At 61.3% G+C, this 24,193-nt stretch carries 14 protein-coding genes; 9 read left to right on the top strand and 5 right to left on the bottom strand.

Going from position 1 to position 24,193, the window contains the following annotated elements; translation table 11 throughout:
* Positions 1-199: 199 nt before the first annotated feature.
* Positions 200-1,123 carry an HNH endonuclease gene (locus NX068_RS09755; RefSeq protein ID WP_263461080.1) on the bottom strand — a complete coding sequence of 308 codons (924 nt, stop codon included), beginning with the start codon at positions 1,121-1,123 and terminating at the stop codon, positions 200-202.
* Between the two features lie 138 nt (positions 1,124-1,261).
* Complete coding sequence (locus NX068_RS09750) at positions 1,262-4,456, bottom strand: SIR2 family protein (protein WP_263461079.1); 3,195 nt, start codon at positions 4,454-4,456, stop codon at positions 1,262-1,264.
* A 462-nt stretch (positions 4,457-4,918) separates the two neighbouring features.
* On the opposite strand from NX068_RS09750, the gene NX068_RS09745 reads away from it, so the two are divergent.
* From NX068_RS09745 to NX068_RS09730, 4 genes are all read left to right on the top strand, one after another.
* Positions 4,919-6,664 carry an HsdM family class I SAM-dependent methyltransferase gene (locus NX068_RS09745; RefSeq protein WP_263461124.1) on the top strand — a complete coding sequence of 582 codons (1,746 nt, stop codon included), beginning with the start codon at positions 4,919-4,921 and terminating at the stop codon, positions 6,662-6,664.
* 312 nt (positions 6,665-6,976) lie between these two features.
* On the top strand, positions 6,977-9,466 hold the full coding sequence (locus tag NX068_RS09740) for a hypothetical protein (RefSeq protein ID WP_263461078.1): 2,490 nt from the start codon (positions 6,977-6,979) through the stop codon (positions 9,464-9,466).
* Positions 9,450-13,646 carry a C-terminal helicase domain-containing protein gene (locus NX068_RS21220; protein ID WP_263461077.1) on the top strand — a complete coding sequence of 1,399 codons (4,197 nt, stop codon included), beginning with the start codon at positions 9,450-9,452 and terminating at the stop codon, positions 13,644-13,646. Before NX068_RS09740 ends, NX068_RS21220 begins: the two co-directional genes overlap by 17 nt.
* 14 nt (positions 13,647-13,660) lie before the next feature.
* Positions 13,661-15,850, top strand: a complete 2,190-nt coding sequence (locus tag NX068_RS09730; protein WP_263461076.1) for a DUF8724 domain-containing protein — start codon at positions 13,661-13,663, stop codon at positions 15,848-15,850.
* A 274-nt stretch (positions 15,851-16,124) separates the two neighbouring features.
* Here NX068_RS09730 and NX068_RS09725 read toward each other — a convergent pair whose 3' ends face one another.
* Complete coding sequence (locus NX068_RS09725; RefSeq protein ID WP_263461075.1) at positions 16,125-16,991, bottom strand: YicC/YloC family endoribonuclease; 867 nt, start codon at positions 16,989-16,991, stop codon at positions 16,125-16,127.
* A 92-nt stretch (positions 16,992-17,083) separates the two neighbouring features.
* Here NX068_RS09725 and NX068_RS09720 point away from each other — a divergent pair, with 92 nt between their 5' ends.
* From NX068_RS09720 to hemW, 5 genes are all read left to right on the top strand, one after another.
* On the top strand, positions 17,084-18,040 hold the full coding sequence (locus tag NX068_RS09720) for a serine/threonine protein kinase (protein WP_263461074.1): 957 nt from the start codon (positions 17,084-17,086) through the stop codon (positions 18,038-18,040).
* An 11-nt stretch (positions 18,041-18,051) separates the two neighbouring features.
* The gene (locus NX068_RS09715; protein ID WP_263461073.1) at positions 18,052-18,966 is read left to right on the top strand and encodes a PP2C family protein-serine/threonine phosphatase; all 915 of its coding nucleotides are present in this window, start codon (positions 18,052-18,054) and stop codon (positions 18,964-18,966) included.
* Between the two features lie 15 nt (positions 18,967-18,981).
* Positions 18,982-19,734, top strand: a complete 753-nt coding sequence (gene rph / locus NX068_RS09710) for a ribonuclease PH (RefSeq protein WP_263461072.1) — start codon at positions 18,982-18,984, stop codon at positions 19,732-19,734.
* Positions 19,731-20,336, top strand: a complete 606-nt coding sequence (gene rdgB / locus NX068_RS09705; RefSeq protein WP_263461071.1) for an RdgB/HAM1 family non-canonical purine NTP pyrophosphatase — start codon at positions 19,731-19,733, stop codon at positions 20,334-20,336. The genes rph and rdgB overlap by 4 nt, the downstream gene beginning before the upstream one ends.
* A 64-nt stretch (positions 20,337-20,400) precedes the next feature.
* Positions 20,401-21,618: a radical SAM family heme chaperone HemW gene (hemW, locus tag NX068_RS09700; protein ID WP_263461070.1), complete on the top strand. Its 1,218-nt coding sequence runs from the start codon at positions 20,401-20,403 to the stop codon at positions 21,616-21,618.
* 60 nt (positions 21,619-21,678) lie between these two features.
* Here the strand turns inward: hemW and NX068_RS09695 are convergent, their stop codons facing one another.
* Both NX068_RS09695 and sppA read right to left on the bottom strand, forming a co-directional pair.
* Entirely contained in the window at positions 21,679-22,305 is a 627-nt protein-coding gene (locus tag NX068_RS09695; RefSeq protein ID WP_263461069.1) for a YbhB/YbcL family Raf kinase inhibitor-like protein, read from the bottom strand.
* A gap of 48 nt (positions 22,306-22,353) precedes the next feature.
* Entirely contained in the window at positions 22,354-24,189 is a 1,836-nt protein-coding gene (gene sppA, locus NX068_RS09690) for a signal peptide peptidase SppA (protein ID WP_263461068.1), read from the bottom strand.
* Positions 24,190-24,193: the final 4 nt, after the last annotated feature.

The following is a 24,193-nucleotide window of genomic DNA, read 5'->3' as shown; positions in this document are numbered from 1 at the left end:
GTATCGGACGCTTGGTCGACCAGCCTTCCGATGGTGTTGAGCGCGTCCGCGTCGGACAACCCGTCCAGGTTCGGTTTGTCGACATTCCTGTCCTCCACTACCCCTCCTTCGTCCCCGCTACCCGTCGGACTGACATCGTAATGCTGCCCCACCGACATTCTCACATCGGATCCCGGGATGATCCTCCTCTGCTCGCCCCCTAACCAACATAACGATTCTCGTTGTGCCAGCGCAGGTAGGCCGCGCCAGGGCGCTGATCCGGATGTTCCGGCAGCCGGAGCAGTGGCTGACCATGCAGGCGATAGTAGGCCTTGCCATTGAACCACTCCTCGCGGATACGCGGGCTGACCTCAATGTGGTAATCCGGAGTGATGGTCACCAGGCCGATGTCGAACAACTTGTGAAAGTCGGAGCGCAGCAGCAACCCGTTGGCGGGATCATGCGGGCCACTTTCCGCATAGGGCTGGATGTGCGCTGCCTCCAGCACGGGTAAGGTGGATTCGCCGGTCAGTGCGCAGCGCCGCTGGTAGGCATCGGTGACCAGCACCCGGAAAGCGCCTTGTCCCAACCTGGGTCGGATCGGTACGGGTGCCCCATAGCGCTGCAGCGATACAGGCTCACTGACCCCGGGCGGTTCGCTGGGTTGTGCCGTGACTCTCGCCTGCACCTCGGCCCAGAGGTGCTCACCGGCGGGTTCGGCCGTGTCATAGTAGCGTCCCCGAACGATGTTGGCGGAAAAGTCGATCGGGTCGGGTATCCAGGCCTCGCGCGGCCAGAAGAACGGCTGGGCGAGTACGGTGCAGCCGATCTCCGGATCTCTCGCTGCCGGATCGGCGAGTAGGCTGCGGATCATCTTCTCGAAGACGCTGCGTTGCGCTGCGCCGTTCTTGTGTCCGAACGCTTCCCAGGCGATGGACAGCGGCAGCGAAGTCGACTTCACGAAATAGCCGCCTCCCACGATATGGTGGTAGGGGCGCTTGAGCTTGAACAGGAAAGGCGTGCCCGGCGTCAAGCCGGCGTAGGTGGTGGCACCCCGAGGTTGCCAGAAGTTGACTTCATCAGGGGCCGACTGGCTCAGAAAACTGAACCAGGCGTTGTCGGTTACGCCAACCCAGAACTTCATTTACTACCCTCAGAATCAACGTTCGGCGCGCTCGTAAACCGGGCACGGTGGTATTGCAGGTAGGCGGCATGCGCCGGCACCAGCCAACGCGACTGCAACAATCGATCAAGACCGCGCAGCCTACCATCCTCAGCGTACTTACATGAATAGACGGTAATCGTAGGAGCGATCGCTATATCGATCCAATAGCGCGCCAATTGCGGCTACACGCCTGGAGGTTTCGATCGTTGCGGGTAGCTGGCCGTAGAGATCAAAGCTGTTGAAGTTCATCTTCGACAAGCCGAGTACTTCGTCCGCCAGCTGCATGAGTTCACTCGTTCCCGCATGGCGAACCAGTACGAGTGGCGCTGGAATACGCCTCTTGCCTTGATAGTATGTCAATTTAGGATTGAGTGCGGTTGACGCTCCGTGAACCCAAAGCAACGCCGTTTGATCATCGACCACAATCGTGGTGCCCCGTCGGATGGGGAAATTGTCGATCCCGAAACCACCTCCCTTATTGGGTCGAGAGGCTAGATATCTGAGCGTGTCGTCGACGTAGATCTGAAGAAGCTCTACGCAATCTACGCCTTGAAGTCCTGCTTGTAGCCCTTCTCTCTCAGCCTTGAGAAACGGCGTTTGCTTATGAACAACAATGCGTCTGGGTAGACGAAGGTGTGCATTGAAAAACAGCTCCCGAATGCCTTCACCAAGGCGTCTAGCATCTTCGAAGCTCATGAAGGCATTCTTCCTGCGCATGATCGGTTCTTCGATCTTGCTCAGACGGAACTGCAGCCCGTGACCGCTGGGACTGTAGAGATGGCTGCACCCCAGTACGACGTGCCCTGGACCTTCACCCTTGGGACGAAGACTGAAGCCAATTCCGACATATGCCGAATCCTTGTCCAGCTCTTTCAAGGCCCATGGAGTACGCATTCCTTTGGCGTATATTGCAAGAGACAACCACCAACGCACGCGACACTGTTGCAAGTTGTTTAGGGTATCTTCTTCCAGAAACTGCGTTGAGCAACCGAGGGGAATTGCGGACGATTTGACGAAGTCGTGCAGATCGAATCGCTCGTTTTCCAACTCATATCCGCGCAGGCCGTGCCAGCGTGTCGGAATATAGATAAAGGTGACACTCGGGCTCTCCGCGGCTTTCAGCGAAGATAGCGCAGAAGCGATTCGTACACCAAGCATTCGGCATGCGGACGGTGAATCCTCCGTAGGCTCTACAAGCTCAACGAATGATCGTTGGCCGGGCTCAGCAATCTCCAGGGAACATTTGAAGGCGGCGCTGAAGCCAGGGAATGATAGCAAGTAGTCCGAGTCGTATTTCGTCGGATCGACGGCACCGTGCAATTGAGATAAATATTGGTGCACTCTCCTCGCGTCCTTCGCCGGCGCAATAATCGCCACCCGTAGCTTCGTGGAGATACCCGCCTCTGTCAGCAAAGCATCGAACGGGCGGTTTTGCAGCAGACCGCGGACTGGGTGGGTGTCTTCTGCAAGACCAGCTCCCGTTGAGCTCGCAAAGGTGAGTTTCGGTTCGGAGAGCTGCAAGCCCACCTGAGGTGCGGCACGCTCTTGGCTATCCGTCAGCTTGACTGTTCCAGAGCGCTCATCCGTGATTCGAGCAAAGAGTGGCCAGGACGAGATCGAGAACGTGATGCCATTTTCCACGTCTGGGAAGCGGACCTGTACATCCCGGTGCGGTAAAAGGCGATTTCGCCACATCTCAAGGGCTTCGTTGAACTCCTTGTTGTGTTGGTATCCCAGAACCTTGACTTTTAGTGCGCGTTCTACCTCGATCGGAGCGGCATTCCCCTGACGATCGGAAACAAAGAGCGTTGGTTTCATTACAAGTGCCAGGCCGTCGGCTAGCGTCTTGGCTTGCAGAATCACTGCTTGATGAACCTGCCATAAGCGCTCGTCGAGTTTTTCTTGCTTATACGCGTTGGCGTCCCAGATGAGCGAGTCGAGATCAGACCGGCATCCTTCCGCGCGTGACAACGAGATGACTACCGCACGCCGCATGAGCTGATTACCCGTGCCATCTTCATAGCGCAGATCCTCATCGCTAATGGCAACGCGGTTGAACGTACCGTTAACGTTCGCACCGAACGCTGCTTTCAGCTGGTCGATAGTTGCCATGGCGTACACCTTCCCTCTGAACGGGGCGGCCACAAAGCCGTGGCGGTCGCCAATTTCACGCAATGTTGACCAGACGGTACCTGGAGCAGGCCACTCCAAGAGATCGAACTCAATAATCTCTCGGGGCGGAACCATCGGGAATGCATTGCTTTTCACCAACCCCGTCACTGGCAGTGACGGCAATGAAAAGGCGGTACGCTGGCTTACCGGGTCAGCCTTGAAACGGCTGAGGGTTAACTCGATACGCTCCCGGTCTTCCTGCGAAGTTACATGAAGCACCAAGCGCCGCATGAGATCATCAAAGACGACATTTGGGATGTGATACCCGAAAGGCTCCGTACCTTCGTTGGCTGAAATCAGGCGCCGTACTTCGGAAGGAGGGTCTGAGTCGCCATACTGGGCCCAATAGAGGGGGTTCTTGCCAGCGCTCTCTCGATATGCATCATAGAAGACCTGCATGACGCTTCGATCCCGACCGCTGTATCCACATACCAGGACGGGATGGGTGCGCAGCTTTTCCAGCAGCACTTTACGCAATTCCGTTTCTTGTTCTTCAAGTTCGCGACGCGTGTTCTTTAAGGCATCGTAGCGATAGTCCCCATGCAGTGAGATACACTGCATCTCGCCTTCTCCGGGATTGCGGTACAGACGTTGCTGGCAATCAATGCCAATCTCCGTCACCGTTATTCCCGCCGCCACGGCTGCACGGGCTGCGAGCCCATCAAAGTTAGTAGTCCAGACGGAAGCAATCATCCCTTGACGGGCGAGTTCTGCAAGGAGCTGGTATCCCAGGTAAGGGCTGGACTGCTTGACCCATCGCTCAAAGTACATACGCCTGTCGTCGCTACGGGCGAAGCATTCCTCGATATAGACCGAATACTCCTCGGGGCTCCCTTCTGGTGGGTACTTGCGCCTGCTATCCAACCAGGCTTGGATGCGGTGTCTGACTGAAGGCAGTGACAGTTCGCTGAACTGAGCCTCTAAGCCTGGGTTATTGGTCAGGAAGATGCTCCGCTTCCACTCCCAAAGACATTGGTCCGCCGACGGCATGCCTGAACTCATTGAAGCGCCGGCACCAAGGAAGACCAACAACGGCCTGTCTCGTGCCACACCAATCGAGCGCACGAGGGCATCGACAGTCAACTGATGTACAACCAAGAGATTGTCCTCCCTTTCGAGGTTTCGCTGCGAACGCTGCATGACAGGCTACTACGGCATCCACACCACAGGCAAACGACCGCGGTAGCCAAAATCCCGCTTGTATCTTCGCACAACGAGATGCCCGGTTTCGACAAGGTACAACGCCAAGCCACGGCTTCTGGCTATTTCGTTAGCATCTGCTGCACGGTAAAATCCCTCACCATAGCAACAACAGCCTTCCACCCCATGAAGGCATGGCGGGTGTAGAGCAGCCCAGCAACCGGCGGTACATCCCGCAGGGCAGATAGAGCGACGTTGGTCCGTGGCCATCAGGTGCACGCATCACGAAACCAAGGGGAGGCAGCGGCGTAGGGCCTCGGCGGTACCACTATGTCCGGCTCTGCCGGTCTTGCAGGTGCGGAAGAAGTCGCCAAGACAAACGCAGGTTTAGGGGAGGGGGATGATCGAAGAGTCGGGAGTAGATGAAGCTGCCACGCTAGGCCGATGTCGGAGGCTCGCTTGATGCTGCCGCCGTCGAAGCTGCTCATCACACGACATATCAAAGCACTCGGCTTGGCAGCCAAGCGTTGTGACAGCGATGTGCCAACGCTTGTTGGGACGGTGTTGCGCATGTGGTGCAAGACCGCATTTCCTGCACTGCCAGAGCCGTCCCTGCCCTATTCTAAGGCGCTTGCTGCTGAGCCGGAGCTGGAAGCGTTCGTGGCTGTACTGCATCAGCTGAGCCTCCTTGAAGCCACATATTGGCTCAGCTCCTCATACGCGGTATTGGTCGAGGAAAGCTATCGGAAGCAGTTGGCGATGTTCTTCACGCCGGCGTCGTTGACCGATGGACTACTCGATGATCTAGCCCAGCAAGGCGTTGACTTTGGACGCCAGTCCTTCATGGATCCGGCCTGCGGTGGCGCCGCCTTCTTGGTCCCGATTGCACTACGCATGCGAGAAGCGCTGGTGGCGAAGGGCGTCAGGCCACGCCGGCGGCTTAAACACATTGAGCAGCACCTCCACGGTACCGAGTTGGACAAGACGCTTTGCGAGATGTCCAAGCATTTCCTGCGCATGGCGCTGCATAGTGAAATCCGGAAGACCGGCTACGTCCCGACGTTTAAAGTCTATCAGGCGAACTCATTGATCCGGTTCGCCACCAATCTGAGCACCGTCGATGTTGTCGTCTGCAATCCACCGTATCGCAAGATGACGGCCGAGGAGCTGCTGCCATTGCGCGACGCCTATGCGGAGGTTATCGAAGCTCAGCCAAACCTCTACTGCCTGTTCATTGCCCTGTGCGTACGCTTGCTGCGCACAGGCGGGCGTGCTGCGTTGGTCACACCGACCAGTTTTTTGTCCGGTCTGTACTTCGGCCAGCTGCGCAAGTTCCTCATGCGTAATACCGATGTCGAACACATCGGCATGGTCAGCGACCGGCAGGGCGTATTCATCGACGTAGAACAAGAAACGGCATTGACCGTCCTGCGCCGGCGTATCGAAGAGGAGCGCGCGCAGGTACAAGCCGCCGTCTCTGTAGTGTCTGGCACGGGCCAGTATCAGAGCGTGGGTGAATGCCTGCTGCCAAACTCCGGCGCTGTGTGGTCTATTCCACGTGCCATCGCGGATGTAAGGCTCCTCAAGGCCACCATGCGCTCTGCGTTCCGTCTCTCTGATTATGGCTACAAGGTGCGCATAGGCGCATATGTCTGGAATCGCGACAAGCGCCCTAAATTCGAGTCGCTTCAAGATGCGAAACAGGCCAATGCACACACAGCTATGCCTCTACTCTGGTCACGGGACATCACGGCCGGTGGCGTCGTGCGACTTGAAGACACCTCTACCAATCACGGCGAACATCGCTTTGTGGACCCGGGCCACAAGACGCACTCATCGGTCGTTAGGTCGCCGTGCGTGGTGATACAGCGTGTGACGTCGAATGACCAGCCCCGCCGTCTGGTGGCCGCCGCGGTGTCACCAGGCGTTTTCTCGACTTATGGTGGCTTTATCGGCGAGAACCATGTAGTCATCCTCGAGCAGAAAAGCGATAAACCGGCGTTGCCACCCGAAGAATTAGCCGCACTTCTGAGCACACACCTCATCGACCGCTGCTTCCGATGTATTTCCGGCGCTACCAACGTTTCGGCGTTCGAGCTCAATCAACTCGCGCTGCCAAACCCGCGGTTGCTTAAGGAGGCCATAGCCAATAGCGACTCAATGGATGCGGCGGTGCACGAAGCCTTCGGGCTCGTTGTCCAGTGCTGATTGGGCAACGCGAGTCAGTTCGGATTATCTCTAATGCCTGAATTTAAGCCACTGGCCGAGCGCCTAGCCGATCGAGAAAAAGCCCGGAAAAAGCGCGGTGAACTAGCGCGCAAGATCACAGCCAAGCCCATTGGTTCCAAGCACCAAGTACGAAAGCCCAGCGTACAGGCATCCACCTCGCCCACTCCTCCGGCTTCTGCATTACGCATACAACGTCCCTGGGCACAGGTCCGCGCTGGAAGCGCACATCTGACCTACCAAGCAAGGACGGGGAACGAATCTATCGCGCCGCAGCCTTGGACGAATGGGCTCGTGAGCACGCTTCTGGCAGCGGCGGACGAGGGCGGCGTTACCCTTTGCCTGGTCTGGCCGGCTAAGCTGACGTCGTTGCCGCTCCTGCATGCCTTAGCCAATGTTGAGCGTGTCTTTGCCAAGGATCTGCGAGGACTGCGTACTCTGCTGTACCCAGGCAACCATGCATGCCGCGCACCGCTGCACAGCGTGCTCGCGGACCGTCAAGCGCTCAGCGAGCTGTATCGGCAGCTATGGGTACAAAAGGAGCATGGCTCAACCGAACCGGAGACCTGCACATCCTCACCAGCATTTCTGGCCGCTCTTGGGGGGCTTAATGACGTTAGTCTGCATTCCCCAGAGCTGCCCAATCCATCGCTCGCAGAACTGGTTCCCGCATTTGTCTTCGATCCAGCCAAACGAACCTGGGGAACATTGGTAGCCAATCCTCTCGAACGAACCTTGTCCAAGGTCGAGCGACTTGCAAGTCGGCGTGATTTGCGTCAGCAGGTCAGCTTGGAATGGAGTATCCCCGACAAGGCACCAGGGGCACTGATGGTCGTGCATCACACCGCCAAAAAAGACATGTGGCGAACCGCCCTTGCTGCGCCAGCCCTGAAGGCGGAGGGGCGACCGGAAGTTCTACTACTCGACGCCACCCATGCCGCGTTGCACACGGACGACTCTGCAGTCAGACGCATCCTTGATTTCTTGTTGTTCGCACGCGAAAACGGTTTCGCCGATACCGGGGCAGTCGTCGTCACCGACGATCCCAAGACCTTCTTCATCCTGCGAAAGCAGTTTCATGGCTTCAATCCGACCTTCTCGACAAAGGTGTGGGCCGCCGAAGCCGACGGCTCTTTACTCTCAGCACATCCTGTACCTTCGAATTGGGAGCCGGCCCAGCGCAGCAACGCCAATTTCAGTGTCAGCATTGTCGACCGGGATGCGTCTCAGCTCGCCTTGGCATTCCAACGGCTGACCACCAAAGCCCGCGGTGAAGACACTCCAGCACACAAAGCGCTGTTCCAAGCGTGCATGTATATCCTGCGACTGTCCAACATGCCAGCAGGGTATAGAGATTTGACCGCGGTCTCAGCTGAGGCTGAGGCCGGCGACTATGGCAGTCACCAGAACGCCTGGATACCAATAAAAGAGGCGCTCCGTGAGGCACTGGCCTCTGGTGCCTTGAACGAAGTTCGCACATCGGTTGAGCAGACGATTGAGCGCGCCGAAAAACTCCTCGACGACTGGAATAATGCAACCCCAATGGCAGCCCGTATGCTGGCCGAAGTCAGGAAGCATGCTTTGACTGGGCGTCATGGCATCTCGCTAGTGCTACCCAGCAACAAGTACGTGTTATTGGCCCTTCGCTTCCTCCAGCGCAATTTGGCGAACGACTGGCCCACTGCCGAGGCACGCCTTGAATGGCATACGCTTTCGACTGTGGCCAAGACGCTCCCCGACGAACGCAAAGGCAAGCATTTTGCATTCGTCGGAATGAACCCGGATGTGCTTCGTATTCTGGTCACGCACCCAGACGTGCCACACGGTACTGCGATCCTGGTTGCGTATCGACAAGCCGAATCCGCCCTTCAGACATTGACTGGCATGAAAGAGGTCGGAGCGTTCAAAGCGTACCGAGGACGTATCGGGTTGTTGGCCCAAGAGCTCGGACGACGATTGGCTGAAGTCCCGAACCCCATCGTTATCGGAAAATTGCGCGAAATACCGATGACGTTCAAGTTCGATGAGTACGGGAACAACGGCCAAGGTGGCGAGCAAACGTACTACAAGTTCGAACTGGAGGGTGACGGACTGATGTACGCCTCAGGATGGGTCTACCGCCACGTGCCAGATGAAGACCCTCCTTTCAGGCGCACTGCTGCCAGCGCCATTCACCCAGGCGATTTCATCTTTGACATGAGCGACGAACTGCGTGCCAAGCTGGAGTCGTCACTACAACTGAACGACGAAGGCATAAGCTCAGTCGCACACCCCGTGCGCATGCTGCTCAAGCTGTACCACGATGACGTGCAAAGACGTTGCGCGATGATGTTCAAGGCCACGAAGCGGTCCGCGTTGGCGCGGGAAATCCACGCAAGAATGGTCGACATTGACCCTCAAGCGACGAACTGTCGACCAGGCCGTGTGTACTACTGGCTGGCCTTGCAAGCGAAGGACGACACCAAGCCGCACGCCTCGAAGGATGCGAAGTATTTCAAGGTGTTCTGCAAAGCCCTGGACATTAGCGACGAAGCCGCCGAGCAGCATTGGGGCTTCGTCCGAAACGCACGGCGTCTAAATCAATACCTAGGACGGGAGTTGGTTGCCCGTTACGCCGAAATCCTATTCCAGCCTGAGAGCGCAGCAATCTACCGCAAGCTACCTCAGGCGATCATCCAGCACCTCCAGCAGGAGGCGTTGTGCTGCGTTTACCGTGTCGAACGCGTTGTACCTCCGCGTACGGAGACAAGCAAGAAGGGGAAGCCAAGTGCCCATTCTCAGTGAGAACCCGCGCAACATCCATCCTGCCTACAAGGAGGCCGTTGTAGACAGTTTGCTGAATGGGCTGTCGGCACGGCTCGCTGGCCGAGGCGACTTTTACAAAGTCATTTACGGCGCAAAACCAAGTGCTACGCTGATGTCGGAATTCATCGTGCCGATGCCTGCCGAAGAGCGTAGCGGGGATGAGGAAGCCGACCCGATTCGTATCAGTGCGCACGGTATGGACTTTCAGCTTCGCTCGGCCGCGACGAATACGAATCTGAGTGTGTCTCTGACCGGCGCCGTCTACGTACGGATTCTCCCGAACGAGGACGACATGAAGCCTGGTGGCCGTCTTGAGCCCACCTTCCCATTGACCAAAGAGGCACGCACTGAAATCCGTAGTAGAGTCAAGAACGCTCTGACGACGCTCGAGGCGACGCTGCCAGGCGGCAAGTCAAATCCGGAATGGGCTGCGCAGAGTTACGAGGCCCGAAAGGGTGTGTACGAGTCCATGGGACTACCCTTCGACAACCGCCTGGACCGGACACCACCCAGCGAAGAAACTGAAGCAACGGCTGGGGAGGAAGACGAAGACGGTGTGGAAGGCGAGGTCCGCCCCGCCCAGGAGATCGCCGTCGGCCCCGTCACACCCGATGCCCTCGCGGACGATATCCCGCCTCCGCCGAAATGGCTCCGGCTCGAACTGACGCTGCCTGCGTTCGAATTTACGCCGGCAACGGCGGAGGCTGATGCGAAAAAGGCAAGCCACGCTCTGAACGAAGCCATCGCCAAACAGCTTTCAGATTGGGTTGCCAGCACCGACCCCAACTTCGGTGGAAAGCAATGGGGCTACCGCCGTGTGCGGGTACGTCCGTCCAACGTACGCGACTGGCAGCGCTATCTTGAAGCGGTTCGGACTTCCAGCCTTCCCATCGTGATTCCGAAACTCGATCTGCGGTGGGTCGTTCAAGCAGTGCCTGACCCGGTTGACGCGACTCGCCTCACCGTGCATGTGGCGCTTGAGAACTGGACATCACCGCTCACAAAAGACAACTTCAGAGAATTGGAGCCCGCACTCTTTCAGCTCTCTATATCTGTGACCTTGCCGGCGATTGACCATCTGTTTCTCCATCTAGATCGCGTCAAACCATCGTACCGATACAACCAATACCTTAAATATCCAGCGCTCGGTTTCAATGGTGGCATTACGCTCACGAAGAACGACGCGCTGCATCGCCTCACGACGACGTGGGCTCCACGCTACGTATTGCCGCGAATCATCCCAACCGATGGGGCGGTCGAACGTAGGATAGAGAAGCTGGCCCAGCCCGACTGCCTGGCCGGTCTCCAACCCCTCATCGCGGCATATGAAGCCTGGCTGACCCAAGTTGAGCAGCACCCGGTCGGCCAAGGGCTCGATGGGCCTAACGCAGCCGAGCAATTGGCGGCGGAGCACGACAAGCTGCATGAGGACCTCATAGCTTGGCGCAGGGAGCTGGGTGCGATCCGTTGCGGCTTGGCCATCCTTGAAAAGTCGCGTGCGCACTGGAGCGGCCCGGGCATCCAAAAATCGCCGCTGGGCATTCCGTTCGAGGCATGGGTGTCGATGAACACCGCCATGTCCAAGGTTGCCAGGTCGAAGGGGTACGACGAATGGCGCCTTTTCCAGCTCGCATTCATCCTGGCTTCCATCCCGGCATTCGCAACGCGCATCCCCAAGTTTCACGACTTCTATACAGCCGACGTTGCCAAGCATGCCAACGCCGTCACACTGCTGTACTTCTCAACCGGCGGCGGAAAGTCTGAAGCCTTCCTTGGCCTGCTTGTGTTCGTGCTCTTTCTCGACCGACTGCGTGGCAAACATAGGGGCGTGTCGGCGTTGATGCGCTATCCGCTGCGCCTGCTCACGCTGCAGCAAGCCCGTCGAACTTTCGCCACCATGGGTGCCGCCGAAGAGGTACGGCATGCGCGTCAACATCCGGGCGAGCCGTTCTCACTCGGATTCTGGGTAGGGGGCAGCAACACCCCCAACTGGCATTCCGCAGACGGCTACAACGAAGTGCCACGTGACGACGAGGTTCTCCCCAGCACCGAACCCAAATACAAGGACCTCCAGCCCTACAAAAGCGCCCGTGAGCGCTGGTTGAAGCTTTCCTCCTGCCCATTCTGCGGGAACAAGGACGGCAGCCTGCTCGCACTACGTCGCCATTCCGGCAATGGTGCCAATGCGATGGGCCACTACTGCTCCGCTCCCAAGGAGCAGTGCTCTTGGAACGCGCGCTTCATCAAGCCGACCCCTCTGCCTTTTTACATCGTGGACGAGGACATCTACGATTTGGCTCCATCCGTGTTACTGGGCACGGTCGATAAGCTGGCTGCCATCGGCCAGTCGCAAGGCACCATCCGCAAGTTCTTCGGCATGTTCGGCTTCGCGCCGCTGGTTGAAACCGGCAGCGAACGCCTGTTGGTGCCGATGAAGTCGAGAGAGTGGGATGGGCACCCCGGTGCTAGCTCGCGGGCATTGTTTCCGGCATTTTCATCCGGAGAAAAACGATTCTTTGACCCATTCCCTGCCCTGCTGATTCAGGATGAGGCGCACCTTCTGGATGAGTCTCTGGGCACATTCTCCGGCCTGTTCGAATCTGCGCTGGACGCTGCTTTCGACCACCTTGCTCCGTTGTTGAAGGGTTGCCTATCGTACGAACCCGATTCGACGGTGCGCCGGAAAATCAAGGTCATTGCCGCCTCGGCCACGGTCACCGAGCCGCAACGGCAAATGTGCCACCTCTATCAGCGCGATAACACGGTTCAGTTCCCCCACCCGGGGCCGACACTCTACGATTCCTTCTATGCAACCCCCATGCAACCGGACGACATGCCAGACGATACCGAGCGTGCCGCCATGTCCGTCAGCGATGTCGAGTTGCGGAGTCACTGGGCGCGGGTCTACGGCTCTGTCCTGACCAATGGGCACCGTCATACCGTCGCCATGGCCGCCGTCCTGGGCCACTACCACCTCATGCTTACGGACCTGTACGAACGCCTCAGAAGCGAAGATCCGGTCAAGGAAAAGGCTGCACGCAACGAGCTGATTCGCTGGGTGTCGCCTGGCCCCCTACAGCCCCAATTCGTTCGACTGCTGACACAGGCAGATGCCGCGACCTTGCTCACCCTGGTAGACCTGCACCGCATTGCCCTGACCTATGTCACCAACAAAAAGGGGGGTGACCAAGTCATTGATACCGAGAAGGTGCAGTTCGAGAAGCTCCATCGTGCGGAGGGATACAACGAGCACGTCTTGATTTCTGAACTCATCTCGGGCGCTGTCTCTGCTGCAGACATACAGGACATCGTCCGGAGGGCCGAGGCACGCGTTGGTGCAGAGCAGCCATTCCCAGAGCTCAACAACACGCTGCGGTCGATCATTGCCACATCTGCCATCTCACATGGCGTCGATGTGGAGGAGTTCAATGCGATGTTCTTCGCCGGCATTCCATCGGACATCGCGGAATACATTCAAGCCTCATCACGCGTCGGCCGTACCCACGTAGGATTTTCGCTGCTGGTGCCCGTGCCGCAGCGCTACCGAGACCGGTTCGTGCTCGAAATTCATGACATCTTCCATCGCTTCCTGGAACGGATGATTTTGCCGGCCGCGGTGGACCGTTGGGCGGAAAAAGCACTTGTGCGCGTGATGCCAAGTTTCTTCCAGGAATACGTTTGCGGCATGAATGCCATCGAACGATTGTGCGCGGTAGACGACAACAAGAAACGTAACAGCCCGACGTACGCGATGGCTCATGACGTACGCGATTTCCTAGCCGTGCCGGCCAATATGAAAGCGACCGAAGCGTTCATGGAGAAAGCTCTGGGACTGCCATTCTCACCGTCACCGGAAGGAAAGCGCCACTACCGCTCGTTGCTCAAGCGTCAGCTGACTCACTACCAGCAAGACCTGAACATCGACCGCCTGGTCAACGCCACGCATCTGGTGAAGTTTTTCGCTGAGCGCGACAACCTGCTCCGGCCGATGACCTCTCTACGCGATGTGGACCAGCCTGGACTCATTCGTGAGTCGAGTATCGACGCCGCTTCGAGGCCGGTAAAAGGGGGAATGACTGCGCGTACGATGACTTTTATCCGCCGGGGTTCAGGGGCAGATATCGATTCGACCGATAGCGCTACAGAAGCGCGTAGCTGACGGGAGACAACAGGATGGCCAAAGCAAAAACAATGAATCGTTCGCGCAACCAGCTTGCGACAGCCTATGCACCAGAGAGCTTCTTTACCTTCGAGGGCGGCATGGGGTCGTGCATCGCCCGCTCGTCGGCCGGAGAACCCATCCAGTTGTCCGAATCGACTAAGGACTTGCTGTTCGAGCGAATGAACGAGCTCGGAAGAGCGTGGTTTAACGCTGCCTCATCGGTGCGCGACAATGACCCGACAAAACCAAGTATCTTGCCTGCGCAGTGCGTGGATCGGGCCATGCTCGACCCGACGGAGATGGAGTTTCAGTTGCCCGGGCAGGATCGCTTCTACCTTTGCCGTCCATCCCACATGGAATACACGCCAGCGCCTCTGGCGTTCGTTTGCCGGACCTGCGGGATGTTCCAAGACTATGAAACACTCGAGGAGCTAGATAAGGATCTGGGAAATTTGTCTTCAGCCCACTGCCCTAATCCGAAGACAAAGGGAAAGTGTGACTGGGAGCAGCTGGACGTCATCTTCGTACACTGGTCCGGCCACTGGGAGGCCCCCTTCCCGGGCCAATGGCATTGCAACCGAGAAGGCCGGGCTGTCAAGCACCGCGACAGCTGCGTATGCGGCAGTTCTCAGTTCAAGTTGAATCGACGATCCGCTGGCATCGGTGACTGGTTCTTCGAATGTGCTGTCTGCGAGAAGCCACTCTCACCGAAGTGGCTGCAGAACGACCGCGACACGCTGCGGATCATTGGCACTGCAATGGGGCCCGACCGTTTGACCGAAGTGCGCATGCAAGCAGCCCCCTATCGAGCGTCGAGTGCCTACTACGTCAAATCTGACCTATTCATCGACTTCAAGGATGGCAGTCAGCAGCTGCTGACTTGCCTAAGACCCGGGCGGGAGGCAGAGCTCAAAGATTTTGTCGCCAAGCAGTATGGATTCGCCGCTCAGGATATTGCGGACGAAGACGTACAAAAAGCCTGCGAGGGCAAGCCCGAGTGCACCAAAGACTTAGCGGACTATCTGGCGGCTGTGCAACAAATCCATACGCTGGAGGAGTTTCCAGAACCCATACGTACGACCCTCAAAGGGTCAATTAACCTTGCTTATAGTCACAAGCAACGCGTCCTAGATGAACTTCGGCGACGCCAGATTCTGCTGCCAAAGGTGGACCTTCCGCTAACGGTGCTATCGAACATCCGCGACAGGCAATCGAAGTTTGCATCGAAGTTCGACCCGTTCCGTCTGGCTATCGAGCATGCCACATTGAAGAGTTCCCGCCTTGACGTCGAGACCAGAACGAACGGCAAGAAACCATATGTCTCGTTCACCAGGTTGGACGAAGACCTTGCGCCCGAGGACAAGGACAGGACGGAGCAAGTTCAGGCTGCGACGCGTACTTTGCTCGACAAGATGGGGCTTGACGACATGGGGCTCATCCGCGAGTTTGATCTATGTCGCTTCAGCTTCGGCTACTCCAGAATGGAGTCGACACCCATTCTCCGGGACAAGCGCGGCATGGACATGCCTGTCCGTCTGAATCTGTTTCCACCGGTAAAGCAAAACGACAGCACACGGTATCCCGTGTACGTTGTCCAACAGGGTAACGAGGCCATTTACGTACGCCTCAAAGAAGAAAGTGTTCTCGAATGGCTGCATAGTTTGAAATGCCCGGACATGTTCACGCTGAACGCCGGCGAGAAAATTGGCGCGGGCCTGTTGGGCGCAACAGAGTCAATGAGTCCATTCCTGGACAATCTGCCCGAGACGACTACACCCCCCGTCTATCTCTACCTGTATACGTTGCTCCACAGCTATTCGCACCTATTGATGAAGCACGTCTCCGAATATTCCGGCCTAGACCTAGGTTCGCTTGGCGAATACATCTTCCCTGCTGATTTGGCCTTTGTGGTCTATCGCAACGGAACCACGATGGACCTGGGTAACCTGTCGGCGCTCTGGCGCAATACGGGTACTGCAATGTTGACGGCGATGTTGGGCTCAAAGGCCACTCAATGCGGCACGGGCTCACTTTGTACGGCACGCGGCGGAGCATGCCCTGACTGCATAATGATGCCAGAGACATCCTGCATTGCCGGCAACAAGCTACTGTCACGATCGGTTCTGCGTTCCATTGGCGGCATGCCGCGCCTCGACAAGCGAGGGGCACCCATCTGCGGCTACCTCGACATGGTCAATTAATCCGCCCATCCTATTTGCCGCGAGTCGCACAGGATTTTCATTATCTGGATACCATCTATTACCTTGCCCGATTACCTCCACCCAGCCTTCCCTGTGGGAAGGCTATGCTCCCTCTTCAAACGACTCAACCTGATGCGGTTGAGAGAAATTGAGCATACCGACAGATTTTTGCATGGTGAGTCCAGTATGAAGAGGAACCACCATGCCGGCATTGTCGTCCGATGAGTTCGATCGGAATATCCAGAAATTGGGCCACATATCCCCACCCGCCCCCTCATTCTAAGTTTTGCACCTGCTCACGCATCTGCTCGATCAACACCTTCATCTCCATCGCAATTCCCGTGATGTCGGTCGCCGGCGATTTCGACGCCAACGTGTTCGCCTCCCGATTCAGCTCCTGCATCAGGAAATCCAGCCGCTTGCCCGCAGCACCGGGCGCTTTCAGAATGCGCTCCACCTCATCGAGATGAGTGCTCAGCCGCGTCAGTTCCTCCGCGACATCGATGCGCTGGGCGTAGAGGGCGACTTCCTGGCGGATGCGGTCTTCGTCCAGGCTGGCGACGGCGTCGCGCAGCTTGGCGGTGAGGCGGTCCTGGTATTCGGCGACGATGGCGGGCATGCGCGGCGAGGCGGTGGCGACCAGTTCGCGCATGCGGGCGACGCGCTCGCGGATGGCGTCGGCGAGCTTTTCGCCTTCGCGCCGGCGGGTGGCGATCATTTCGTCGAGGGCGGCGTCGGCCAGCGCGCGGATGTGCGGCAGCAGTTCGTCGAAGCCGAGGCTGTCGTCGGCGAGCATGCCGGGCCAGCGCAGCAGTTCGTTCACCGACAGCGGCGCGGCGTCGGGGAAGCGCGCGCGCAGCGTGGCCTGGGCTTCGGCGAGCTGGTCGGCGAGCGTGCCGTTCAGCGCCAGGCTGCGCGGGGCGCTATGGCCGGCCTGCAGATTCAGGCGGCATTCGACCTTGCCGCGGCCGAGGCGGGCGCTGATGCGCTCGCGGATGGCGGGTTCGGCCTGGCGCAGGTCGTCGACGATGCGGAAGCCGAGGTCGAGATAGCGTGAATTCACGCTGCGCAGTTCAAGGTGCAGGCTGACGCTGCCCAGGTCGCGGGTCTGGACCGCGAAGCCGGTCATGCTTTGGATCATCGGGGGTCTCCGGGAACCCGGCGCGATGGATTACACTGCGGGTCCCACTCAGGAAAGAGGCTGGGAAAGCCCGGATTCTAGCGCCCACGAAGATGCCGCCTCAAGCCAACTGCGCGCTGCCCGCAGGCTTCCAGCTCGACCAGTACCGCATCGACCGCCAGTTGTCGCTGGGCGGGTTCTCGATCGTGTATCTGGCACACGACGAAGTCGGCACGCCGGTGGCGATCAAGGAATACCTGCCCAACTCGCTGGCGCTGCGCAAGGATGGCGAGATCGAGCCGCAGGTGTCTGAGGAGCATCTGCCCGCCTTTCGCTACGGCATGAAATGCTTCTTCGAGGAAGGGCGCTCGCTGGCCAAGCTGCTGCATCCCAACGTGGTCCGCGTGCTGAACTTCTTTCGCGCCAACGGCACGGTGTACATGGTGATGCAGTTCGAGCGCGGCCGCACGCTGCACGACATCATCCAGAAGCATCGCGGCGAGCTGAAGGAGTCCTTCATCCGCACGGTGTTCGTGCGCATGCTGAACGGCCTGCGCGAGGTGCATGCGCACAAACTGCTGCACCTGGACATCAAGCCTTCCAACATCTACCTGCGCGCCGACGGCACGCCGGTGCTGCTCGACTTCGGCGCCTCGCGCCAGACGCTGGCGAGCAACCAGCCGGTGCTCAAGCCCATGTACACCCCCGGTTTCGCCGCCCCCGAACAGTACGACCGCCGCGACCAGCTCGGCCCCTGGAGCGACGTCTACAGCGTCGGCGCCGCGCTGCACGCCTGTATCGTCGGCAAGGCGCCGCCGCGCGCGGACGAGCGCGTCAAGCACGACACGCTGCAGCCGCTCAGCAGGACGCATGCGGAGAAGTACAGCGCACAGTTGCTGGGGCTGGTGGACTGGTGCCTGCAGCTCGACCCGCTGGCCCGGCCGCAGAGCGTCTATGCGCTGCAGAAAGCCCTGGTGCAGAAAGCCACGGCGACGACCGAGGCCACGCCGCACACGCGCTGGTTCACCGATCTCGGCAGCCGGCTCAAGGCCTTCGTCGGCCGCAGTTGAAGGAGCGCAGCATGCGATTCACCATCTACCAGGAAAGCCGCACCGGCCGCCGCTCCGCCAACCAGGACCGCATCGCCTACTGCTATTCGCGCGATGCGCTGCTGATGCTGGTCGCCGACGGCATGGGCGGACATCAGCACGGCGAGCTGGCGGCCCACATCGCCGCGCAGTACATCACCCAGGCCTTCCAGCGCGACGCCCACCCGGCGCTGGCCGATCCGCTGCACTTTCTGTCGCGCGCGCTGACCGGCGCGCACCACGCCATCCTTGACGACAGCTTCGACCGCCATCTCGCCGAGGCGCCGCGCACGACGATCGTCGCCTGCGTGGTCCAGGACGGCACGGCCTGGTGGGCCCATGCGGGCGACTCCCGCCTCTACCTGCTGCGCCGCGGCCGCATCCTGCAACAAACGCGCGACCATTCGCGCGTGCAGTTGCTGCTCGAACAAGGCATCATCAACGCCGCCGAAGCCTCCACCCATCCCGGACGCAACCGCATCTACTCCTGCCTCGGCGGCACGCATGCACCGCAGATCGACTATTCGGAGCCCTGCGCACTGAAGGACGGCGACCTCATCGCGCTGTGCAGCGACGGCGTGTGGGGACCGCTCGACGACGACACCATCGTCTTCGGCCTGAACGGCAAGCCGCTTGCCGAGGCCGTGCCGCAGTTGCTCGACCGGGCCGAATTCCACGGCGGCGACAAGGCCGACAACCTGTCGCTGGTGGCCATGTGCTGGCACGACGACACCGGCGCGGCGCAGCCCGACGCCATTTCGACGCAGACCATGGCGCTCGACGACTTCGCCACCGAGATGGAGCTTTCCAGCCGCGGCAGCGGCCGCCTCGTCGACCTCGACGAGGACGAGATCGAACGCGCGATCCGCGAGATCAACGCCGCCATCCACAAATTCGACAAACGATAGCTACAGGACATCCCCATGCGACCCAGCCAGCGCAAACCCGAAGAACTCCGCAAGGTCCGCCTCGTCCGCGGCTTCACCTGCCACGCCGAAGGCTCGGTGCTGGTCGAATTCGGCGCCACCCGCGTGCTGTGCACCGCCAGCGTCGAAGACAGCGTGCCGGGCTTCCTGCGCGGCAAGGGCCAGGGCTGGCTGACCGCCGAATACGGCATGCTGCCGCGCGCCACCCACACCCGCGGCGCGCGCGAAGCGGCCAGGGGCAAGCAGACCGGCCGCACGCAGGAGATCCAGCGCCTGATCGGCCGCAGCCTGCGCGCGGTGGTCGACCTCGCCGCGCTGGGCGAGCGCCAGATCATCATCGACTGCGACGTGCTGCAGGCCGACGGCGGCACCCGCACCGCCGCCATCACCGGCGCCTGCGTCGCGGTGCACGACGCCATCGGCGGCCTGGTCGCCGCCGGCAAGCTGGCGCGCAGCCCGATGCGCGAATTCGTCGCCGCGGTGTCGGTCGGCATCCACCAGGGCACGCCGGTGCTCGACCTGGACTACGCCGAAGACTCGGACTGCGACACCGACATGAACGTGGTCATGACCGAAAGCGGCGGCCTGATCGAGGTGCAGGGCACGGCCGAAGGCGCAGCCTTCTCGCGCACCGAGCTGAACGCCCTGCTCGACCTCGCCGAAGGCGGCATCCGCCGCCTGGTCGAACTGCAGCGCGCCGCCCTAAGTGACGCCACAACTCATGGCGCCAACACGAGGAGCCCGACATGAGCAAACGACTGGTACTGGCGAGCAACAACGCCAAGAAGGCGGCCGAAATGCAGGCCCTGCTCGCGCCGCTGGGCATCGAGATCATTCCGCAGAGCGCGCTGGGCGTCGGCGAGGCCGAAGAGCCCCACCTGACCTTCGTCGAGAACGCGCTCGCCAAGGCCCGCCACGCCGCCGCGGCCACCGGCCTGCCGGCGGTGGCCGACGATTCCGGCCTGTGCGTCGCAGCGCTGGCCGGTGCACCCGGCGTGCAATCGGCCCGCTTCGCCGGCGAGCCGAAGTCCGACGCGCGCAACAACGCCCTGCTGCTGGAAAAGCTGGCCGCCTTCCCCGATCCGGAACAGCGCAGCGCCTATTTCTGCTCGGTGGTGGTGCTGGTGCGCTACGCCGACGATCCGCAGCCGCTGATCGCCGACGGCGAATGGCACGGCCAGATCCTCAGCGCCGAGCGCGGCGAAGGCGGCTTCGGCTACGACCCACTGTTCTGGCTGCCCGAACTCGAACAGACCGCCGCCGAACTCGACGCCGCGCTGAAGAACACCCTCAGCCACCGCGGCGCGGCGATGCGCCACCTGCTCGCCCGCCTCGAATCACACCCGCTGTAAGCCGCCGGGCGGGCCTGGCGCGCAGTCCGGCGCCGCCCCGCTCCGCCCGGCCCTGGACCCTGCCGTGACCCGTCGCATCATCCCGCTCACCCCCGCCCCGGCGGCACGCACAGTGCCGCTGCCGCAGCGCCCGCAACTCGATGCCCCGCCGCCGCTGGCGCTGTACGTGCATTTCCCCTGGTGCGTGCGCAAGTGCCCTTATTGCGACTTCAACTCGCACACACCACGCGACAACGGCATTCCGGAACAGGCCTGGCTCGACGCCGTGCTCGCCGACCTGCAGCACGCGCTGCCACAGGTCTGGGGCCGGCGGGTGCACAGCATCTTCATCGGCGGCGGCACGCCCAGCCTGATGTCGGCGCCCACGCTCGATACCCTGCTCACCAGCGTCCGCATGCTGCTGCAACTCGACCCGCTGGCCGAGATCACCCTCGAAGCCAACCCAGGCACCGTCGAAGCCGAACGCTTCCGCGACTACCGCGCCGCCGGCGTCAATCGCATCTCGCTCGGCATCCAGAGCTTCGACGACGCCATGCTGGCCAGAATCGGCCGCATCCACGGCGGCGACGAGGCAAAACGCGCGATCGAGGCCGCCGCCACGCATTTCGAGCGCGTGAATCTCGACCTGATGTACGCCCTGCCCGGCCAAACGCTGGAGCAGGCGCTGGCCGACCTGAACACCGCGCTCGGCTTCGGCACCGAGCACCTGTCCTGTTACCACCTGACGCTGGAGCCGAACACCCCGTTCGCCCACGACCCTCCATCGCTGCCCGACGACGACAGCGCCGCCGACATGCAGGAAGCGATCGAGGCCCGCCTCGCCGCCGCCGGCTTCGCGCACTACGAAACCTCCGCCTTCGCCCGCCCGCACGGCCAGAGCCGGCACAACCTCAACTACTGGACTTTCGGCGACTACCTCGGCATCGGCCCCGGCGCCCACGGCAAGCTGTCCAGCCACGAAGGCATCCGCCGCGAGATGCGCCACAAGCACCCGGCACGCTATCTCGAAGGCGCGGCGCGCGGCGACTTCGTGCAGGAAGCCCGCGAAGTCGCGGTGGCGGAACTGCCCTTCGAATTCATGATGAACGCGCTGCGCCTGACCGATGGCGTGCCGGCCAAGCTGTTCGCCGCGCGCACCGGCATTCCGCTCGAGGCGATCGGCGGCAAGCTGCGCGCTGCGCAGGAACAAGGGCTGCTGGAGGCGGGCAACAACCGCATCAGGCCCAGCGCACGCGGGCAGCGTTTCCTGAACGACCTGTTGCAGGTGTTCCTGGAAGACTGAAACCCCGCCCGGCTCCCACCTCGAGAGGCGGGCCGGGTGGGAGTCGGGAACGGCGCAATATCAGAGCAGCGACGGATTCAGCGTATACGTCCCCGTGATGCGCGCTTCCGCCAGCACGTGGCCGTCGATCGCCGCGCGCACGTCCTGGCCGCTGAAGCGGCCTTCGACCGGGCAGTTCGCCACGTCCAGCGCATACAGCGTGAATACGTAGTGGTGCATCAGCTCGTCGTTCCACGGCGGGCAGGGGCCGTCGTAGCCGTAGTAGTCGCCCTTCATCGACTCGTCGCCGGCGAACCAGGCAGTGTAGTCGTTGACGCCCTGCCGGGCGCCGAGCGAAGTGTCGGGCCCCTGCTTGCCGCCGGGCGTCACTTCGTTGGAAAACTGGCCGGCATCGATGGAACGCAGGTCGGGCGGCAGATCGACCAGCACCCAATGGAAGAAATCCACCCGCGGCAGATCCACCGGCACCGTGCGCCCTTCCTGGTTCACGTCGTCGCCCCTGCTCGGCACGTCGGGGTCGTGGCAGATCAGCACGAAGGATTGCGTGCCTTCGGGCACCTCGCACCATTCCAGTTGCGGATTGTGGTTGCCGCCCAGGCACACGTAGCCCTCGTCGGCCGGAATGCAGAAGGCAAACTCGCCCGGGATGGGATTGTCGTCGGCAAAGCTCTGGCTGCTGAGTCTCATGCGGTCTCCTTGTTCACGCTCGGGATGGATGACACATGCGCGCGCCCCTCAGGGCGCCTCGCACAGGCAATGCAGGTAGTGGTGCTGCGGATCGTTCCATTGCAGCAGGGCTGCTGCGGGCGCCTGCGCTTCGGCCAGCAGGCGAAGCAGCGGCGACGGCGCGGCCTGGGGCAGTTCGATGCCGAACTGCCCGGCGAAACCCGCCAGCCGGCGCAGCAGGCGTTCCTGCAGCGACTGGCCCGGCTCCGGCCACACCACGTCGTAGCTCTCCAGGCCGGCGCGCGCCGCGGCGGCGGCGACTGCCGCCTCCAGGCCGCCGGTCTGGTCCACCAGGCCCAGCTCGCTCGCCGCCGCGCCGAGCCACACCCGGCCGCGGGCGACGGTCTCGACTTCGCCCTGTTTCATGTCCCGTGCCTTGGCGACGACATCGATGAAGCGGCGGTAGCCGTGCTCGATGCCAAGCTGCATCGCCTCGGCCGCGGCCGGGCTGAGCGGCCGGCGCGGATCGAGCGCACCCGCGAGCGGCGCGGTGGCGACGCCGTCGATGTTGATGCCGAGGCGCTGCAAGGGTTCGGAGAACTCCGGGAACATCGCGAAGATGCCGATCGAGCCGGTCAGGGTCGCCGGCGCCGCCCAGATCTCGTCGGCACCGGCGGCGATCCAGTAGCCGCCGGATGCCGCCACCGAACTCATCGAGGCGATGACCGGCTTGCCGGCCTTGCGCGTCAGTTCGAGTTCGCGGCGGATGACTTCGGACGCCCAGGCGCTGCCGCCCGGGCTGTCGATGCGCAGCACCAGGGCCTTGACCTGGTCATCGTTGCGGACGGCGCGGATCAGTTCGGCGAAGGTGTCGCCGCCGACCACGCCGGCCGGCTCGCGGCCATCGACGATCGCCCCCTGCGCCACCAGCACCGCCACCTGCTCGCCATGCTGCGGCTGCTTGCTCCGCGCCACGGCCAGGTAACGATCGACATCGACCATGCGCGGATCACTGTTGTGCGACTTCGTGCCGACACGCTCGATCAGGCGTGCGCGCCATTCGTCGCGCGTGCTGAAGCGGTCGACCAGGCCGGCGTTGCGTGCCGCCAGCGCGCCGTCGCCGCCGGCTGCCGCCAGCGCATCGCGATAGTCGTTCACATGGGCGTCGATCGCTTCCGGCGCCAGCTTGCGCGCCGCGGCGACGTCGTCGCGCAGCATCGCCCACACGCCGTCGAGCAGGTCGCGCGAAGCGGCGCGATCCTCGTCCGACATGTCGTTGCGGGTGAAGGGCTCGGAGAAGGACTTGTATTCGCCGACGCGGAAGACGTGCATCTTCACGCCCAGCTTGTCGAGCGCATCCTTGAAATAGGCGCCGTAGCGCGACAGGCCGTGCAGCAGCACGAAGCCGTCGGGCGACAGGTGCACTTCGTCGGCGGCCGTCGCCAGGTAGTACTGCCCCTGGGTGAAGCGCTCGCCGCGCGCCAGCACCGGCTTGCCCGAGGCCTTGAAGTCGAGGATGGCGTCGCGCAGCTCGCCCAGCTTGGAGAAGCCGCCGGCCATCAACTGGTCGGTTTCGATCACCAGCGCGCTGATGCGTGCATCGTCCTTGGCCAGGCGGACCGCTTCGAGCAGGTCGGCGAGCACGTTCTGCCCGGTGGGCGTACCGCCGGAGCCGAGGAGGTCCAGCGGCCCGTCGAACACCGCCTGCTCGACGATGGCGCCGCCCGGACGCAGCAGCAGCGCGGAGCCGGCCGGGATCTCGGGTTCGGGGCGGAAGAAGAAGGCCACGACCATGCCGACGCCGAACACCAGCATGGCGTAGAACAGCCCGCGCACGACGAAGTCCAGTGTGCGCACGAACAGCCGCAGCGTGGCGAAGATGAAACGGAACAGGCCCCGGATCACAGGA

The sequence above is a fragment of the Thauera carbonicopians genome (assembly GCF_025699485.1).
Lineage (GTDB): Bacteria > Pseudomonadota > Gammaproteobacteria > Burkholderiales > Rhodocyclaceae > Thauera.
Note: the sequence above shows the minus strand (reverse complement) of the source record. Positions and strands in the feature narration are given on the sequence as shown.

Bases quoted from the DNA above. Each gene is read 5' to 3' on its own strand.
- NX068_RS09755 (WP_263461080.1), bottom strand. From the start codon at position 1,123: ATGAAGTTCTGGGTTGGCGTAACCGACAACGCCTGGTTCAGTTTTCTG.
- NX068_RS09695 (WP_263461069.1), bottom strand. From the start codon at position 22,305: ATGAGACTCAGCAGCCAGAGCTTTGCCGACGACAATCCCATCCCGGGC.
- rph (WP_263461072.1), top strand. From the start codon at position 18,982: ATGCGACCCAGCCAGCGCAAACCCGAAGAACTCCGCAAGGTCCGCCTC.
- rdgB (WP_263461071.1), top strand. From the start codon at position 19,731: ATGAGCAAACGACTGGTACTGGCGAGCAACAACGCCAAGAAGGCGGCC.
- NX068_RS09730 (WP_263461076.1), top strand. From the start codon at position 13,661: ATGGCCAAAGCAAAAACAATGAATCGTTCGCGCAACCAGCTTGCGACA.
- NX068_RS09750 (WP_263461079.1), bottom strand. From the start codon at position 4,456: ATGCAGCGTTCGCAGCGAAACCTCGAAAGGGAGGACAATCTCTTGGTT.
- NX068_RS09745 (WP_263461124.1), top strand. From the start codon at position 4,919: ATGCTGCCGCCGTCGAAGCTGCTCATCACACGACATATCAAAGCACTC.
- NX068_RS09715 (WP_263461073.1), top strand. From the start codon at position 18,052: ATGCGATTCACCATCTACCAGGAAAGCCGCACCGGCCGCCGCTCCGCC.
- NX068_RS09725 (WP_263461075.1), bottom strand. From the start codon at position 16,991: ATGATCCAAAGCATGACCGGCTTCGCGGTCCAGACCCGCGACCTGGGC.
- NX068_RS09720 (WP_263461074.1), top strand. From the start codon at position 17,084: ATGCCGCCTCAAGCCAACTGCGCGCTGCCCGCAGGCTTCCAGCTCGAC.